The sequence below is a fragment of the Cellulomonas sp. JH27-2 genome, from assembly GCF_014837175.1.
GTDB lineage: Bacteria > Actinomycetota > Actinomycetes > Actinomycetales > Cellulomonadaceae > Cellulomonas.
Genome location: NZ_JACYFR010000005.1, coordinates 268,137 through 283,764, shown reverse-complemented (window position 1 = coordinate 283,764; position 15,628 = coordinate 268,137). Strand labels below are relative to the sequence as shown.

The 15,628-nt window shown below is 73.1% G+C and carries 15 protein-coding genes; 10 read left to right on the top strand and 5 right to left on the bottom strand.

Annotation, left to right across the window (positions count from 1 at the left end; all coding sequences use genetic code 11):
- The first annotated feature begins 26 nt into the window (after positions 1 to 26).
- Both IC607_RS15770 and IC607_RS15765 read left to right on the top strand, forming a co-directional pair.
- Positions 27 to 1,295 (top strand): LCP family protein, encoded by a 1,269-nt coding sequence (locus tag IC607_RS15770; RefSeq protein ID WP_191788352.1) that lies wholly within the window; start codon positions 27 to 29, stop codon positions 1,293 to 1,295.
- An 11-nt stretch (positions 1,296 to 1,306) separates the two neighbouring features.
- On the top strand, positions 1,307 to 2,692 hold the full coding sequence (locus IC607_RS15765) for an LCP family protein (protein ID WP_191788351.1): 1,386 nt from the start codon (positions 1,307 to 1,309) through the stop codon (positions 2,690 to 2,692).
- Positions 2,693 to 2,705: 13 nt separating this feature from the next.
- Here the strand turns inward: IC607_RS15765 and purE are convergent, their stop codons facing one another.
- Positions 2,706 to 3,245 carry a 5-(carboxyamino)imidazole ribonucleotide mutase gene (gene purE, locus IC607_RS15760; RefSeq protein ID WP_191788350.1) on the bottom strand — a complete coding sequence of 180 codons (540 nt, stop codon included), beginning with the start codon at positions 3,243 to 3,245 and terminating at the stop codon, positions 2,706 to 2,708.
- Positions 3,246 to 3,324: 79 nt separating this feature from the next.
- On the opposite strand from purE, the gene IC607_RS15755 reads away from it, so the two are divergent.
- Positions 3,325 to 3,591 (top strand): type II toxin-antitoxin system Phd/YefM family antitoxin, encoded by a 267-nt coding sequence (locus IC607_RS15755; RefSeq protein ID WP_191788349.1) that lies wholly within the window; start codon positions 3,325 to 3,327, stop codon positions 3,589 to 3,591.
- Positions 3,588 to 3,989, top strand: coding sequence for a type II toxin-antitoxin system VapC family toxin (locus tag IC607_RS15750; protein WP_191788348.1), 402 nt, complete (start codon positions 3,588 to 3,590; stop codon positions 3,987 to 3,989). The genes IC607_RS15755 and IC607_RS15750 overlap by 4 nt, the downstream gene beginning before the upstream one ends.
- Positions 3,990 to 4,001: 12 nt before the next feature.
- Here IC607_RS15750 and IC607_RS15745 read toward each other — a convergent pair whose 3' ends face one another.
- Positions 4,002 to 5,138 carry a 5-(carboxyamino)imidazole ribonucleotide synthase gene (locus IC607_RS15745; RefSeq protein WP_191788347.1) on the bottom strand — a complete coding sequence of 379 codons (1,137 nt, stop codon included), beginning with the start codon at positions 5,136 to 5,138 and terminating at the stop codon, positions 4,002 to 4,004.
- Between the two features lie 108 nt (positions 5,139 to 5,246).
- Here IC607_RS15745 and IC607_RS15740 point away from each other — a divergent pair, with 108 nt between their 5' ends.
- Together IC607_RS15740 and IC607_RS15735 are read left to right on the top strand one after the other, a co-directional pair.
- The gene (locus IC607_RS15740; protein ID WP_191788346.1) at positions 5,247 to 5,753 is read left to right on the top strand and encodes a GtrA family protein; all 507 of its coding nucleotides are present in this window, start codon (positions 5,247 to 5,249) and stop codon (positions 5,751 to 5,753) included.
- A gap of 78 nt (positions 5,754 to 5,831) precedes the next feature.
- A complete protein-coding gene (locus IC607_RS15735) occupies positions 5,832 to 6,701 on the top strand; it encodes an HAD family acid phosphatase (protein ID WP_191788345.1) in 870 nt (289 codons plus the stop codon).
- Between the two features lie 27 nt (positions 6,702 to 6,728).
- Here the strand turns inward: IC607_RS15735 and manA are convergent, their stop codons facing one another.
- The 3 genes from manA to IC607_RS15720 form a co-directional block, all read right to left on the bottom strand.
- Positions 6,729 to 7,916, bottom strand: a complete 1,188-nt coding sequence (gene manA / locus IC607_RS15730; RefSeq protein WP_191788344.1) for a mannose-6-phosphate isomerase, class I — start codon at positions 7,914 to 7,916, stop codon at positions 6,729 to 6,731.
- Between the two features lie 143 nt (positions 7,917 to 8,059).
- Positions 8,060 to 9,388 (bottom strand): ATP-binding protein, encoded by a 1,329-nt coding sequence (locus IC607_RS15725; RefSeq protein ID WP_191788343.1) that lies wholly within the window; start codon positions 9,386 to 9,388, stop codon positions 8,060 to 8,062.
- Between the two features lie 2 nt (positions 9,389 to 9,390).
- Complete coding sequence (locus IC607_RS15720) at positions 9,391 to 10,089, bottom strand: response regulator transcription factor (protein ID WP_191788342.1); 699 nt, start codon at positions 10,087 to 10,089, stop codon at positions 9,391 to 9,393.
- A gap of 141 nt (positions 10,090 to 10,230) precedes the next feature.
- On the opposite strand from IC607_RS15720, the gene IC607_RS15715 reads away from it, so the two are divergent.
- From IC607_RS15715 to IC607_RS15700, 4 genes are all read left to right on the top strand, one after another.
- Positions 10,231 to 11,520: a histidine kinase gene (locus IC607_RS15715; protein WP_191788341.1), complete on the top strand. Its 1,290-nt coding sequence runs from the start codon at positions 10,231 to 10,233 to the stop codon at positions 11,518 to 11,520.
- Positions 11,517 to 12,221: a response regulator gene (locus tag IC607_RS15710; protein WP_370526310.1), complete on the top strand. Its 705-nt coding sequence runs from the start codon at positions 11,517 to 11,519 to the stop codon at positions 12,219 to 12,221. The genes IC607_RS15715 and IC607_RS15710 overlap by 4 nt, the downstream gene beginning before the upstream one ends.
- Before the next feature lie 86 nt (positions 12,222 to 12,307).
- Positions 12,308 to 13,069: an ABC transporter ATP-binding protein gene (locus IC607_RS15705; RefSeq protein WP_191788340.1), complete on the top strand. Its 762-nt coding sequence runs from the start codon at positions 12,308 to 12,310 to the stop codon at positions 13,067 to 13,069.
- Positions 13,069 to 15,594 (top strand): ABC transporter permease, encoded by a 2,526-nt coding sequence (locus IC607_RS15700; RefSeq protein ID WP_191788339.1) that lies wholly within the window; start codon positions 13,069 to 13,071, stop codon positions 15,592 to 15,594. Before IC607_RS15705 ends, IC607_RS15700 begins: the two co-directional genes overlap by 1 nt.
- The last annotated feature ends 34 nt before the right edge of the window (positions 15,595 to 15,628 follow it).

Below are 15,628 nucleotides of genomic sequence, written 5' to 3'. Positions count from 1 at the left end.
CGAAACCCGTCCCTAGGATCTCCGACGTGACAGTTCGCCACGCCGCTACGGCGCGCCTCAGCACCGCGCGCCACTCGCGCCACACCCACCACGCCACCCGCCGCATCGTGCGAGGCACGTCCCTCGCCGTCGTCGCGCTCCTGGCGTTCGGTGTCGGGGGTGCCGCAGCGACCTACGCGCGCATCAACGGGAACGTGTCGCACATCGACGTCGGCAACCTGGTGGCCGACGAGCCGCGCCCCACCAAGTCCGCCGACCCGAACGACCCGAACGCCGGGCAGGACGTCAACATCCTGCTGCTGGGCTCGGACTCGCGTGAGGGCGACGACAACGAGTCGATCGGCGGCCACATCGGGGGCATGCGCTCGGACACGACGATCGTCCTGCACGTCTCCGCGGACCGCTCGCGCGTGGACGCGGTCTCGATCCCGCGTGACTCGATGGTCGACATCCCGTCGTGCAAGCTGACCAACGGCAAGCACACCGGCGCGACGTTCGGCATGTTCAACTCCGCGTTCGCGTTCGGCTACGACCAGGGCGGTGACGTCGCCTCCGCGACGGCCTGCACGTGGAAGACCGTCGAGAAGAATACCGGCGTGCACATCGACCACTCCGTCGTCGTCGACTTCGAGGGCTTCGAGAAGATGGTCAACGCGCTGGGAGGGGTGCCGATGTGCATCCCGAACGACATGACGTCGAAGGACGCCAAGCTCAAGCTGACGGCCGGCTACCAGACGCTCAACGGCAAGCAGGCCCTCGGGTTCGCCCGTGCGCGCAAGGGCGCGGGCGTCGGCGACGGGTCCGACACCAACCGCATCGGCCACCAGCAGGAGCTCATCGCCGCCATGGTGAAGTCGATCCTGCACAAGAACGTCATGACAGACGCAGGCGAGCTGCTGAGCCTGCTGGGCGCCGCGACGAGCTCCGTCACGACCGACAAGGGTCTGTCCGTCACCGACATGGCCGGCCTCGCCTACTCGATGAGGAACATCCGAGGTGGCAACATCACGTTCATGACGATTCCGTGGGGCGCCTACCCGGCCGACCACAACCGTGTGCAGTGGACGTCGGAGGCTGCGGTGATCTGGGACCGGATGGCCAACGACGAGCCGTTGGACGGCAAGAAGGCGGCCACGCCCGAGCCGTCGTCGACCGCGTCGTCGAGCCCGTCCTCGTCCACCAGCGAGACGACCAAGGCCACGCCCAAGGCGACCCCGACCCCGGCGACGACCAAGCAGCCCGGCAAGGAGAGCTTCACGCTCGAGGACACGACGGCCGTCTGCAAGACGTCCTGAACGGGAGACGCATGAGCCCCGACCAACCGCGTCGCCCAGCCGCTCCGCCCAGCTTCGCACCCGGCGCCCGGGTCTCACGGCCCGCGCAGGACGCCGCCGAGCCCGTCGTCGTGGGTGAGCAGCCCGAGACGCGCATCATGCCCGTCACCCCCCGAGGCGCGTCCGCGCGCCCGGCCGCGCCCCGCCCCGCACCCCGCGCCGCGGCACGCCCGGCGGCACCCGACGACCGTGCCGCGCGCCCGGCACCGGCCAGCGTCCCGCCGCGTTCCTCGGCGGGCACCCCGCGCGCGGCCACGGCCGCCCCGCGCACCGCCGCGTCCGGTCCTCGCTCGACGAGCGGGCACACGACCGGCCACAACCCCACCGGCGCGAGCACGCGCCCGGGCGGATCGGGCACCCCGCCGCACGGCACCCCCGAGGCTCAGGGCGAGGGGCAGGCACCGGGCAGGAAGCGTCGCTCCCGCAAGGCGCTGGTCATCGGCATCGTCGCGGTGCTGCTGATCGCGATGCTGGCGTGGCCGATCGGGCTCGTCATGTGGGCGAACGGCAAGATCCAGCACACCGACGCGCTCTCGGGCGCGACGGGAACGCCCGGCACCACCTACCTGCTCACCGGCTCCGACTCCCGCGCCGACGGTGGCGTGAAGGACGACGGGACGGTCGGTGCGCGCACCGACACGATCCTGCTGCTGCACGTCCCGGACAACGGCCCGACGGCCCTGATCTCGCTCCCCCGCGACACGTACGTCGCCATCCCCGGCCACGGCCACGGCAAGCTCAACGCCGCGTTCGCGTGGGGCGGCGCGCCGCTGCTCGTCGAGACGGTCGAGAAGCTGTCCGGCATGACGATCGACCACTACGCGGAGATCGGCATGGCGGGCGTCAAGGACGTCGTCGACGGCGTCGGCGGGGTGCGGCTCTGCTACGACAAGACGGTCAAGGACAAGGACTCGCACCTGAGCTGGAAGGCCGGCTGCCACGAGGTGGGCGGCAAGAAGGCGCTCGCGTTCGCGCGCATGCGCAAGTCCGACCCGCAGGGCGACATCGGCCGCGCCCAGCGCCAGCGCCAGCTCGTCTCCGCGATCATGGGCAAGGTCGATCCGAAGTCGCTGGTCTTCCACCCGTCGCAGCAGGTGGGTCTGATCGACGCCGCCACGGGCGCGCTGACGGTCGACGAGGACATGGGCATGGTGGACCTGGCCAAGATGGCCCTGGCCTTCAAGGCGGCCAACGGCGACGGCGGCATCACGGGGACGCCCCCGATCAAGGACCTCGACTACCGCCCCGGCGGCGTCGGCTCCACGGTCCAGCTCGACCCGAAGAAGACCCCGAAGTTCTTCGAGGACATCGCCGACGGCAGCCTCGAGGCCGGCAAGGTGGGAGGCCTGCCCTCCTGAGCGGGTCCGGGCGTCACGCCTGGAAGCCGATGCCCGACCGGCCACCGACCTGGCCGCGCAGGCGCTCGCCCTTGGCGTCGGCCTGCGCGCGCAGCCCGTCCTGGAACGCGCTCATCGCGGCACGCAAGCGGGCCGACGACTCGTCGGTCCCCGACGCGAGGATGCGCACCGCGAGCAGCCCCGCGTTGCGCGCCCCGCCCACGGAGACGGTCGCGACCGGCACTCCCGCGGGCATCTGCACGATCGACAGCAGCGAGTCCATGCCGTCGAGGTACGCCAGCGGGACCGGGACGCCGATGACGGGCAGCGTGGTGACGGAGGCGAGCATGCCGGGCAGGTGCGCGGCACCGCCGGCGCCCGCGACGATCGCGTGCAGCCCGCGGTCGGCGGCCGTCCGGCCGTACTCGACCATCTTGTCGGGCTGGCGGTGCGCGGAGACGACGTCGACCTCGACGGGCACGTCGAACTCCGCCAGCGCGTCGGCAGCCGCCTGCATCACGGGCCAGTCGGAGTCCGACCCCATGACGATCCCGACCAGGGCACCTGCAGCCATCGACACTCTCCGTCCGTCCGCACAACCGTAGGGGGCGAGCCCATCATCGCCTGTGGTACACCCGTGGTACGGTCGCGCGATGGAGAGGACGACGGTGCGTCGGCTCAGCCATGACACCGCGGGCGTGCTCGCGGTCGTCGCGAGCGGGCAGACGGTCGAGGTGACCCGGAACGGGCACCCGGTGGCGCGCATCGTCCCGGTCCAGCCCGACGTGCTGGCCGACCTGGTCGCGGCGGGCTGGGCGCTCCCGGCGGACCCGAGTGCCGTCCGACCCGCCCGGGTCGTCCCCGAGGCAGGCCCGACCACGACCGAGATCCTCGAGGACCTGCGGGCAGATCGCCCGTGATCTATCTCGACACGAGCGCACTGGCGAAGCTGGTGGTCGAGGAGCCCGAGTCGGCGGCGCTCGAGCGCTGGCTCGACGAGCGGCCCGGACCGCTGCTCACCTCGGTCCTCGCCGAGGTCGAGCTGGCCCTCACGCTGACGCGCCGCAGGGTGCCGGTGGTTCTCGGCGAGGAGCTGCTCCGCGGCGTCGTGCGGCTCGAGATCACGTCCGCCGTCCGGAGACGCGCCGCGCTCGTGGGGTCGACGGCGGTCACGCTGCGCACGCTCGACGCACTCCACGTGGCGAGCGCGCTGGAGCTCGACGCGCTGGCGCCAGGCTCGCTCACGGTCGCGACCTACGACGCCCGCATGGCTGCTGCGTCCACGGCGGCCGGGCTCGCGACGGCTGTGCCCTCCTGACCTACCAGGGCGTCAGGCGTCGCCGCGCAGGATCGCGGCCGCTGCGAGAGCACGTCGGCGGACGTCGGCCAGGTCGTCACCGCTGACGTTCACGTGCCCGAGCTTGCGGCCGGGACGGACGTCCTTGCCGTAGAGCTGCACCTTCGCGCCCGGGTCGGACGCCAGCACGTCGGCCAGGGCGTCCGTGAGGTCGTCGTGCGTGCTGCCGAGGACGTTCGCCATCACCGTCCAGGGTGCACGGGCCGACGTGTCACCCAGCGGCAGGTCCAGGACGGCACGCAGGTGCTGCTCGAACTGGCTGGTCACGGCGCCGTCGATGGTCCAGTGACCGGAGTTGTGCGGGCGCATCGCGAGCTCGTTCACGACGACGCCGCCGTCGACCTCGAACAGCTCGACCGCGAGCACGCCGGTGACGCCCAGCCCCTCGGCGACGCGCGTCGCGACGTCCAGGGCCTGCGCGGCCACGGCCGGGTCCAGGTCGGGCGCGGGCGCGACGACCTCCGAGCACACGCCGTCACGCTGGATCGACTCCACGACGGGCCACGTGCGCAGCTCGCCCGACGGCCGGCGTGCGACGAGAACGGCGAGCTCGCGGGCGAACGGCACCTTCTGCTCGGCGAGCAGCGGCGCGCCGCCGTCGTCGGCCGCGGCAAACCAGTCGAGGACCTCGTCAGCCGCGCGCACGACGCGCACGCCCTTGCCGTCGTAGCCGCCGCGGGACGTCTTGACGACGGCCTCGCCGTGCTCGGCCAGGAAGGCCTGCAGCGCGGCGACGTCGGGCAGCTCGGTCCACACCGGGCACGGCACGCCCAGGTCGGTCAGCCTGCGGCGCATGACGATCTTGTCCTGCGCGTGCAGCAGGGCCGCGGTGCCGGGATGCACGGCGACACCCTCCGCGGCGAGCTCGTCGAGCAGGTCGTACGGCACGTGCTCGTGCTCGAACGTCAGCACGTCCGCCCCGACGGCGATCGCGGCCACGGCGTCCCGGTCCGCGGCACCGCCCACGGGCGCGTCGACGACGACCTGCGCAGCCGACGACGTGTCGCTCTCCACCAGCACCCGCAGGTGGACCCCCAGCGCGGTCGCCGCCGGCGCCATCATGCGGGCCAGCTGCCCACCACCGACCACGGCCACCACGGGAGCACTCACGGGACCGGAGCCTAATCGAGCAAGGTGGCACAGGCGCCTGCGCGCCCAGCATCCGGCGCTATCCTCGCGGGACGCCTCGCAGCGGGGCACCCCGGGACAGGAGCACGCGTGAACGAGACCGACGAAGCCGACCTCGGCGCTCGTCCCCCCGCACCGCCGGCCGCGGCCACGTGGGTCGTCGCACGGGCGCGGGCGCTCGAGATCGCGCGCTTCCTGTCGGTGGGCGGCGTGGCGTTCGTCGTCGACCTGGGCCTGTTCAACCTGCTGCGGTTCGGTCCGGGGCACGTGCTCGAGGCGAAGCCGATCACCGCCAAGGTCATCTCGGTGGCGGCCGCGACGCTCGTGAGCTGGCTCGGCAACCGGCACTGGACGTTCGCGGCGCAGGCGACGCCGCAGCGCGGTCGCGAGCTGTTCGTCTTCGCGGTCATCAACGTGGCCTGCGCGGTCATCCCGATCCTGACGCTCGCGTTCTCGCACTACACGCTGGACCTGACGTCGCAGACGGAGGACAACGTGTCGACCGTGCTGGGCATCGCGATCGGGACGGTGCTGCGGTACGTCGGCTACAAGAAGTGGGTGTTCACGGGGCGGCCGGGCAGGACGCTCGCGCACTGAGCCGTCCCGTCGCGCCGGAACCGGTGCCCGGGGCTAGCGTGGCGTGCGTCCGATTCCTCCCCCCAAGGAGCAGATGAGATGAGCCTGCGCACCCGCCGCCTCTCGCGGCGCACCACCCTCGTCACGGCCGCCCTCGCCGTCACCCTCGTCGGCGGCGGCGTCGCCTACGCGGCCACCGCCCAGCCGGCGATCAAGACCTCGACCCCGCGCCATGCCGACCAGGTCACCAACATCGACGTCCTGCGCCAGCAGATCCGCAACTACTACGGCGACCCGCTGGGCACCGGGACGTTCGCACCCGACGGGAGCTACGCGAAGGAGGCGAGCGGCGTCGCCAAGGCCGGCACGCGCTGGCTCGCCGCCGTCCAGGACCCGCGTGGCCAGAAGCACGGGTCGACGAAGGGCACGAAGAAGACCAAGGCGATCGTCATGGACGTCGACGACACGACGCTGACGACGTGGAACTACGAGCTGGCGAGCAACTGGGCGTACAACCCGACGACGAACGCGCAGTTCGTCACCGACCAGCGCTTCCCCGCCACCCCCGGCATGGTCGAGATGGCGACGAAGGCCGCCAAGGCCGGGTACGCGATCGTCTTCCTGACCGGCCGCCCCGCCGCGCAGGAGGCCGCGACGCTCGGCAACCTGACCGCCGACGGCGTGGGTGTCGACGCGGGCTACCCCGCCCCGACCACGCTGAGCGACGGCGAGGACGGCCTGTTCACCAAGCCCGCTGTCGCCGACTACCCGGACTACCTCAAGGCCGCGTGCGCCGAGGACCCCAACGGCTCCTGCACGACCATCCACTACAAGTCGGCCACCCGTGCGCACATCGAGTCGCTCGGCTACGACATCGTCGCGAGCTTCGGCGACCAGTACAGCGACCTCAAGGGCGGGTACGCGGACCGCACGTTCAAGCTGCCGAACCCCAACTACTACCTGCCCTGACGCGGCCGGGCGGATGTGCCCGGTCGATCAGGGCACGTCCGCCTGGACGAGCACCCCGTCGCCGCGGGCGGTCAGCGGGCCGTCCGCGGCCGGCGCGAACGCCGCCTGGCCGCGCTGCAGGACGAGCGTGCCGTCGTGCTCGCCGTGCACCTCGACCTCGCCCTCGATGCACAGCAGCACCCGGGGCCCGCGGCCGGGGATGCGCGCCGTGCCCTCGTCCGTCAACCGCGTGACGGACAGCTCGAAGTCGTCCACCGGCGCGTAGTAGATCTCGGTAGAGGTGAAGACGCGCTCCGGGGCGATGCGGATGGGCGGCGCCGCGACCGTGTCGAGCGTGGACAGCAGCTCCGCGGTGTCGACGTGCTTGGTGGTGAGCCCCGCCCGCAGCACGTTGTCGGAGTTCGCCATGATCTCGACGGCCGCGCCGCTGAGGTAGGCGTGGACCGTGCGGGCGGGCACGAACAGCGCCTCGCCGGGACGCAGCGTCACCGGGTTGAGCAGCACGGACGTCACCGCACCCGGGTCGCCCGGGTAGGCCGCGGCCAGCCGCATGACCGTCCGGTCGGTGCGCGGCGACGGGGACCCGTCCTCGAGCCGGCGTGCGCACGCGGCAGCGAACCGGGCGACGTCCTTCTTGCCCGGGCGGGTGTCCTTCGACAACAACGACGAGAACGCGGTCCGCACACCCGCCGGTGTCGGGTCGGCCGTCAGGATCTTGCTCAGCCGCGCGGCCAGCGGGACGTCGAGACCGTCCAGGAGCTCCGCCGCCCGACGAGGGGCCCGGAAGCCCACCATCGCGTCGAACCGGGTGAGCGCGTAGACCAGCTCGGGCTTGTGGTTGGGGTCCTTGTAGCTGCGCTCGGGCGAGGTCAGCGGGACCTTGTGCGCGTTCTCGGCGTTGAAGCCCGCCTGGGCGCGCTTGCGGTCCGGGTGCACCTGCAACGACAGCGGGGCGTCGGCCGCGATGAGCTTGAGCAGGTAGGGCAGGTGCTCACCGAACCGCGCCGCAGCGCCGGCACCGAGCGCGTGCTTCGGGTCCTCCGCGATGAGCTTGTCGAGCGAGCGCCCGTCGTCCACCTGCGCGGGTGCGCTGGGGTGGGCGCCGAACCAGGCCTCCGCAAGCGGCTGCCCGTCCGGGAGCGTGCGCAGGATGTCCTGGATGGCCGTCGTCGAGCCCCAGGCGTAGCTCTGCGTGCTGGGCGTCAGGCGGTACAACGTGGCTCCCCGAGGTCAGGCGGTGCTGGTCGATACCCACGCTAGAGGATGCGTGCGTCCGGATCGCCGGAGTTCGGCACGCGTTCTCCCGGTGTTCGGCCAGGTTTCGCGGGCCGCGCGGTCGGTCCGCACGCGCCCGACGATCACCGCGGGCGGCCGCGCCCCCGCCGTCCCGTGACCACGGCGCCGAGAGGCAGGACCACGTCGGGCCGCATCGAGGCCGGCAGGCCGGCCAGGAACAGGGCGAACACGGCGGGTCGACGCTGGGCGAGCTCCAGGCGACCACCGTCGGCGGCGGCCAGGTCGCGGGCGAGCGCCAGACCGAGGCCGGTCCCCGCTCCGGAGGTCACCTCGCGCTCGAAGATCCGTCCGGCGATGTCGTCGGGCACCCCCGCGCCCTCGTCGGCCACCTCGACCACGACCATGCCCGACGGGCCGCCCGGGCGGGACCGCACCGTCGTCGTCCCCGCGCCGTGCTTGAGCGAGTTCTCGATGAGCGTCGCGAGCACCTGGGCGAGCGCGCCCGGGGTCGCGAGCACGTGCGTCGTGGGCTCCACGGCGATCGCGAGCCGGCGTCCGGCCGCCTCGAACGTGGGCGCCCACTCCTCCTCCTGCTGGTGCACGACCTCCATGAGGTCCACGGCCTCGGTGGTGCCGCCCTGGCTGCGTCGGGACGCCATGAGCAGGTCGTCGACGACCCGGACCAGGCGTTCCACCTGCTCGAGCGAGATGCGGCCCTCCTCGCGGATCTCGTCGGAGTCCGTGGCGAGCATGATCTCCTCGAGCCGCATCGACAGCGCCGTGAGCGGCGTGCGGAGCTGGTGCGAGGCGTCGGCGGCGAACTGCCGCTCGGCGGCCAGACGAGCGGCCATGCGGTCCGCGCTGCGCGCCAGCTCGGCGGCCACCAGGTCGATCTCCTCGACGCCCGACGCCTCGAGCTGCGGGCGCACCTGACCCGACCCCAGTTGCTCGGCCGACGCGGCCAGGTACACCAGCGGCGCCGCGAGCCGGTTGGCCTGCCAGATCGCCATCGCGATACCGGCCGCGAACGCGACGATCGCCGCGGCGACCACCAGGGCGATCACCCGCAGGCTGAGCCAGAACACGTCCCACCACGACACGTAGAGCAGGACGGTCGCACCGGACACGGAGGTGGCCGTCACCGACAGCGAGCGGCCGTGGATCCGGTCACCCGCGTGGTAGACCTGCCCGTCCGGGGCACGCATGACGACCGAGGCGTCGATGTCCTCGTCGTCGGCGCCCGTGTAGGGCTCGAGCATGCGGTCGGACAGCGGCACGTGCTGGTCGAGGCGGAAGTCGACCGAACGAGCGGCGCTCTGCGCACGTGTCTGCAGCGCCTGCATCTCGTTCTCGCGCACCAGCTGGGCGCCGAGGAACGCGAGCGGGAAGCCGAGCAGCACGACGGCGACCGTGACGGCCGCGATCGTCGCCTGCAGGACGCGACGACGCAACGTCAGGCTCGCTCGGGCGCGGCCGACCCGGTCTCGAAGCGGAAGCCCATGCCGCGCACGGTGGTCACGTATCGCGGGGCGTTGGCGTCGTCGCCGAGCTTGCGGCGCAGCCACGACACGTGCATGTCGAGGGTCTTGGTGGAGCCCGTGGGGTCCGAGTCCCACACGTCGCGCATGAGCGCGTCGCGCGAGACGACCGATCCCGCGGCGCCGACGAGCGCACGCAGGAGCTCGAACTCCTTGGCCGTCAGGTGCAGCTCGCGCTCACCCTGGAAGGCGCGGTGCGCGGCGACGTCCACGCGGACGTTCTGGGCGTGCACCTCGTCCTCGTCGGACGGTTCCCCCACCGTGCGGCGCAGGAGCGCCCGCACGCGGGCGAGCAGCTCGGCCAGGCGGAAGGGCTTGGTGACGTAGTCGTCGGCGCCGGCGTCGAGGCCGACGACCAGGTCGACCTCGTCGGCGCGGGCCGTGAGCACGAGCACCGGGGTCGTCAGGCCCTGGTTGCGGATGGCACGCGCCACGTCGAGGCCGTCCATGTCCGGCAGCCCCAGGTCGAGCACGACGAGGTCCGCGGCCGCAGCCCCGTCGATCGCACCTTGACCCGTTCCTTGCACGCGGACGTCATAACCTTCACGTCCGAGCGCGCGGGCCAAAGGCTCGGCAATCGCGGGGTCGTCCTCCGCCAGCAGCACCAGGGTCATTCGCTCATGTTAGGTCATGGATATGTCTGTCCCGCTAGAGGCACGGCGCAGCGGCGTGCCCACCCGCGGACGGACGCGCGGACGGCCCGGTTCATCCCGGGGTCCGACGACGACGCGACCGGCCACGCCTACCCTCGGGGGGTGAGCACCTGGGACCGCCTGCTGGCGTGGGAGGAGCGCCACCGCCTGGTCGTCGACTGCGCGGCGGCGCTCGCGCTCATCGTCGTCGTCGTCCCGATGACCACGCTCGTGGGGTCGACGACCGCGGTCCTGTTCGGCGCGTGGGGCGACGACTCGCAGCGCACCGGTGCCCTGCTCAGCATCTTCCTCATCGCCCCCCTGGCGCTGCGACGGGTGCGCCCGACGACGTCCGTCGTCCTCGTGTACACCGTGGCGCTGCTGCAGATGGTCGCCGTGACACCCGTCAGCCTGCCGGCCGACCTCGCCGTGCTCGTGTCGCTCTACTCGGTCACGGTGCACGGACCGCGGTGGGCGCACCGGGTCGCCATGGCCGGCGCGATCGTGGGATCGCTGCTCCTGACCGCGCTCCTGGCCCGCCACGACGTGGACCTGCCGACGGCCGCAGCGTTCGGCACGTTCGCGTTCGTGCTGTGCCTGGCTGCATGGGCGTTCGGCCTGGTGCGCAGGTCGCGGAGGGAGACGATCGAGGCGCTCGTCGACCGCGCGGAACGGCTCGAGACGGAGCGCGACCAGCAGGCGCGCCTCGCCACCGCGGCGGAGCGAGCACGCATCGCCCGGGAGATGCACGACATCGTCGCGCACTCGCTGACCGTGATGATCGCGCAGGCGGACGGCGGTCGGTACGCGGCGGCCGCCGACCCGCCGGCCGCCACCCGTGCACTCGGCACGATCGCCGAGACGGGCCGGGCCGCGCTCACGGACATGCGTCGGCTCCTGGGTGTGCTGCGCGACGAGCCGCGATCCGCCGGTGCCCCACCGGTCGGTGCCACCACGCCACAACCGGCGGCCGACGACCTCGACACGCTGGTCGAACAGGTCCGCGCGTCCGGCGTCCGCGTCTCGATGGTGCGGATGGGCACCGCCCGCACGCTCCCGCCGGGCGTGGGACTGACGGTCTACCGGATCGCGCAGGAGGCGCTCACCAACGTGCTCAAGCACGCCGGCCCCGACCCGACCGTGACGGTCATGGTCCAGTGGCGACCCGAGAGCATCACGGTGGAGGTCACCGACGACGGGCGCGGCGCCGCCGCCGGCAGCGACGGGCTCGGGCAGGGCCTGCGCGGCATGGCCGAACGCGCCACGATGTTCGGCGGAAGCGTCGTCGCCGGCCCCCGACCGGGAGGGGGCTTCCGCGTGCGCGCGGTGGTCCCGACCACCGGCGAACCCGTCCTGTCGTCACCGGTGCCCACACCCCCGACCCCCCTTCGCAACGAGCAGGAGAACGCGTGAACCAGATCCGGGTGGCGCTGGTCGACGACCAGCAGCTGGTGCGTGCGGGATTCCGCATGGTCATCGACTCGCAGCCGGACCTCTCGGTGGTCGCCGAGGCGGGCGACGGCGCCCAGGCCGTGCGGACGCTGACGGGCCCGACGAGCGCCGTCGACGTCGTGCTCATGGACGTGCGCATGCCCACGATGGACGGGCTCGAGGCGACGGCACAGATCACGGCCGCCGGGACCGCCGAGCGGCCCGCCCCGCGCGTGATCGTGCTGACCACGTTCGACCTGGACGAGTACGTCCTGGCGGCCATCCGCGCGGGTGCGAGCGGGTTCCTGCTCAAGGACGCCCCGCCCGAGGAGATGCTCGCGGCCATCCGCACCGTGCACGCCGGCGACGCCGTCATCGCCCCCTCCAGCACACGCCGGCTCCTGGAGCACCTGGTCACGGCGCTGCCGGCCGACGCGGCCGCGGGCAGCACCGGACCCGCCCAGCAGGCCGTGGCCGAGCTGACCGACCGCGAGCGCGAGGTGTTCGTGCTGATGGCGCGCGGTCGGTCCAACACGGAGATCGGCCGCGAGCTGTTCGTCGCCGAGGCCACCGTCAAGACGCACGTGGGCCGCATCCTGGCCAAGCTGGGCGCACGCGACCGGGTGCAGGCCGTCGTCATCGCGTACGAGACCGGCCTGGTCCGCCCTGGGGACGGCGGCTGAGTCCACCCACGGGATGACGTGGTCCGCGCGACGACCCGACCGCCGCCCGATGCCGCACCGCACAGCCGGCACCTAGCGTCGTCGGCATGGAAACCACGTCACCCACTCCCGCCTCCAGCGCCCGCGGGCTGTCCAAGGTCTACGGCACGGGGGCGGCCGCGGTCCGCGCGCTCGACGGCGTCGACGTCGACTTCGCGGCCGGCGCGTTCACCGCGATCATGGGCCCGTCGGGCTCGGGCAAGTCGACGCTCATGCACGTGCTGGCCGGGCTCGACCAGGCCAGCGCCGGTCGCGTCCTGCTGGGCGACACGGACATCACGGCGCTCGGCGACGACGCCTTGACCCAGCTGCGCCGCGACCGCGTCGGCTTCGTCTTCCAGTCCTTCAACCTGCTGCCCATGTTCACGGCGAAGGAGAACATCCTGCTGCCGCTGGACCTCGCGGGCGCCAAGGCCGACGAGCGGTGGTTCGACACCCTCGTCGACACGCTCGGCCTCGGGGCGCGCCTCGACCACCGCCCCAGCGAGCTGTCCGGCGGCCAGCAGCAGCGCGTCGCCATCGCCCGCGCGCTCATCGCCGAGCCGGAGGTCGTGTTCGCCGACGAGCCGACCGGCAACCTGGACTCGCGCTCGGGCGCCGAGGTCCTGAGCTTCCTGCGCCGCTCGGTGCGCGAGCTGGGCCGCACGATCATCATGGTCACGCACGACCCTGCGGCCGCGGCCTACGCCGACCGTGTCGTGCTGCTGGCCGACGGTCGGATCGCCGGCGAGATCGTCGACCCGACGCCGGAGTCCGTGCTGTCCGGGCTGGACGCGCTGCGGGCCCTCGACTCGGTGGTGGGTGCCTGATGCTGCGCGTCACGCTCGCCCAGATGCGGCGCAGCCTGGGTCGCCTGGCGGCGGCCGGCATCGCGATCGCGATCGGAACGGCCTTCGTCACAGCCACCCTCATCGCGGGTGACGTCTTCTCCCGCACCACCACCGACGCTCTCACCGCGCGGTACGGCGACGCGGACGTCGTGGTGAGCGGGCCGGGTGCGGACGACTCCCTCGCCCTGGTCCGCACGGCCCCCGGCGTCGCCGCCGCCGCGCCGCTCGAGCTGGGCTACGTGCAGCTGTCCGCGGGCACGCGCAGCGAGGCGCTCGCGCTGGTGGCGCAGTCCCCCGTGGCGGGCTTCGACACGTTGGAGCCGACCGAGGGCTCCCTCGCCCACGCCGGCGAGCTCACCCTCCCCCCCGAGACCGCAGACCGGTTGGACGTCGGCGTCGGCGACCGGGTGCAGGTCACCTACATGCCGGCCGGAGGCGGGACCGACCAGTTCCAGCAGGTCACCGTCTCGGGCATCGTGTCCGACCCCTCGGGCGCGTGGACGCAGCTCGGAGGCGTGGGCACCGCGACCAGCGCGGACCTGCTGCGCTGGAACAACGGTGACCCGCTCGGCACGCAGGTCGTCCTCGCGGCCAGCACGGACCCGCACGCCACGATCGACGCGCTCGCACCGCGGCTCCCTGACGACACGGTCGCGCAGACCAAGCAACAGGCGGCCGACGACGCCGTCAAGCAGCTCTCCGACGACGGCACCGACTTCGTCGTCATGCTGGTCCTCGGCTTCGCGGCCGTCGCGCTCCTGGTCGCCGGGCTCGTCATCTCGAACACCTTCCAGGTCCTCGTCGCCCAGCGCACCCGCACGCTCGCCCTGCTGCGCTGTGTCGGCGCCCGACGATCGCAGCTGCGCGGGTCGGTGGTGCTCGAGGCGACGATCCTCGGGGTGGGCTCGTCCGTGGTCGGCATCGTCGGCGGCGCACTCGTGGCGCAGGGCGCGCTCTGGGCGCTCGACGGGGCCGACGTCGGCGGCGCGCTCCCCGCCACCATCCACGTCGCCGCCGCGACGGTCCTCGTGCCGCTCGTCGTCGGGACCCTCGTGACCGTCGTCGCCTCGCTGGTCCCGGCCCGTGCCGCGACGCGCGTCGCGCCGGTCGCAGCGCTGCGCCCACTCGACACCGCTCCCGTCCGGTCGATCGCAGGCACCGTGCGGCTCGTGCTCTCCCTCGTGCTGACAGTGGGCGGCCTGGTCGGGCTGCTCGGCGCGATCGCTGCGGCCCACGTCAGTCCCCTGCTCGGCCTCGGACTCGGCATCCTGGCCGGCGCGGCGTCCTTCGTCGGCGTCCTGCTCGGAGCCGTCTTCTGGGTGCCGCGCGTCGTCGACGTCGTCGGCCGGACGATCACCGGCACAGGCACCAGCGCCCGGCTCGCCGCGGCCAACTCCGTGCGCAACCCGCGCCGCACGGCCGCGACCAGCGCCGCGCTGCTCATCGGCGTCACGCTCGTCTCGATGATGACCACCGGCGCCGCGAGCGCCCGTGCCTCTGTCTCGGAGGGCCTGGACCAGCACTACTACGTCGACATGCAGCTGACTTCCACCACAGGGAAGAGCACCGACGACGGTCAGAACTTCCGCCCGGACCCGCTCCCGGCGGACACTCTCGACGAGGTGCTCGCCGTCGACGGGGTCGCCGACGCGGCCGAGCTGACCGAGGCGGTCCTCGTCGGCGGGGACGGGTCCCAGCGCGACGTGGTGGGCATCGACCCGGCGCGGGCACGCGCCGTGCTCCGCGACGACACCGTCGTGCGTGACCTCACCGTCGACGTGATCCTGACGTCGGACGACGTCCCCGAGGGCACGGGCGGCATCGAGGTCACGGCCACCGTCGCGGGCCTGCCGGCGGGCGGGCGGGGCCTGACGCTCGAGCGCGTCCACTCCCCCGTGCAGACCGCGGCGCAGCCCGCGATCGTCACCCGGAAGACGTTGGACGCCCTCGCCCCGGACGCCCCCGCGACGACCATGTGGGTCCGGATCGCACCCGGCGCGAGCGCGGCGAGCGTGCTCGACGACGTCCGCCAGGTCGTCGGCTCGGACGTGTACGTCCAGAGCAACGGAGCCGAGCGGGAAGGGTATGAGCAGGTCATCGACCAGCTCCTCGCCATCGTCGTCGGGCTGCTGGGGGTGGCCGTGCTGATCGCGCTGATCGGGGTGGCGAACACGCTGTCGCTGTCCGTGCTGGAGCGGCGCCGGGAGTCGGCCACCCTGCGCGCCATCGGGCTGTCACGTCGGCAGCTGCGCCTGTCGCTGGGCATCGAGGGGATGCTCATCGCCGGTGTGGGTGGCCTGCTCGGTGCGGGCCTGGGTCTGCTGTACGGGTGGGCCGGGTCGGCGATCGTCTTCGGGTCGTTCGGCTCGCTGCACCTGGCCGTGCCGTGGGTGGACCTGCTGGTCGTGATCGTGGTCGCCGTGGCCGCGGGGCTGCTCGCCTCGGTCCTCCCCGCCCGTCGCGCGGCACGCACGTCGCCCGTCGCGGCGCTCGCCGTGGACTGACGCGCACCCTTGCGGACTCGTCCGCCGCCCGTCG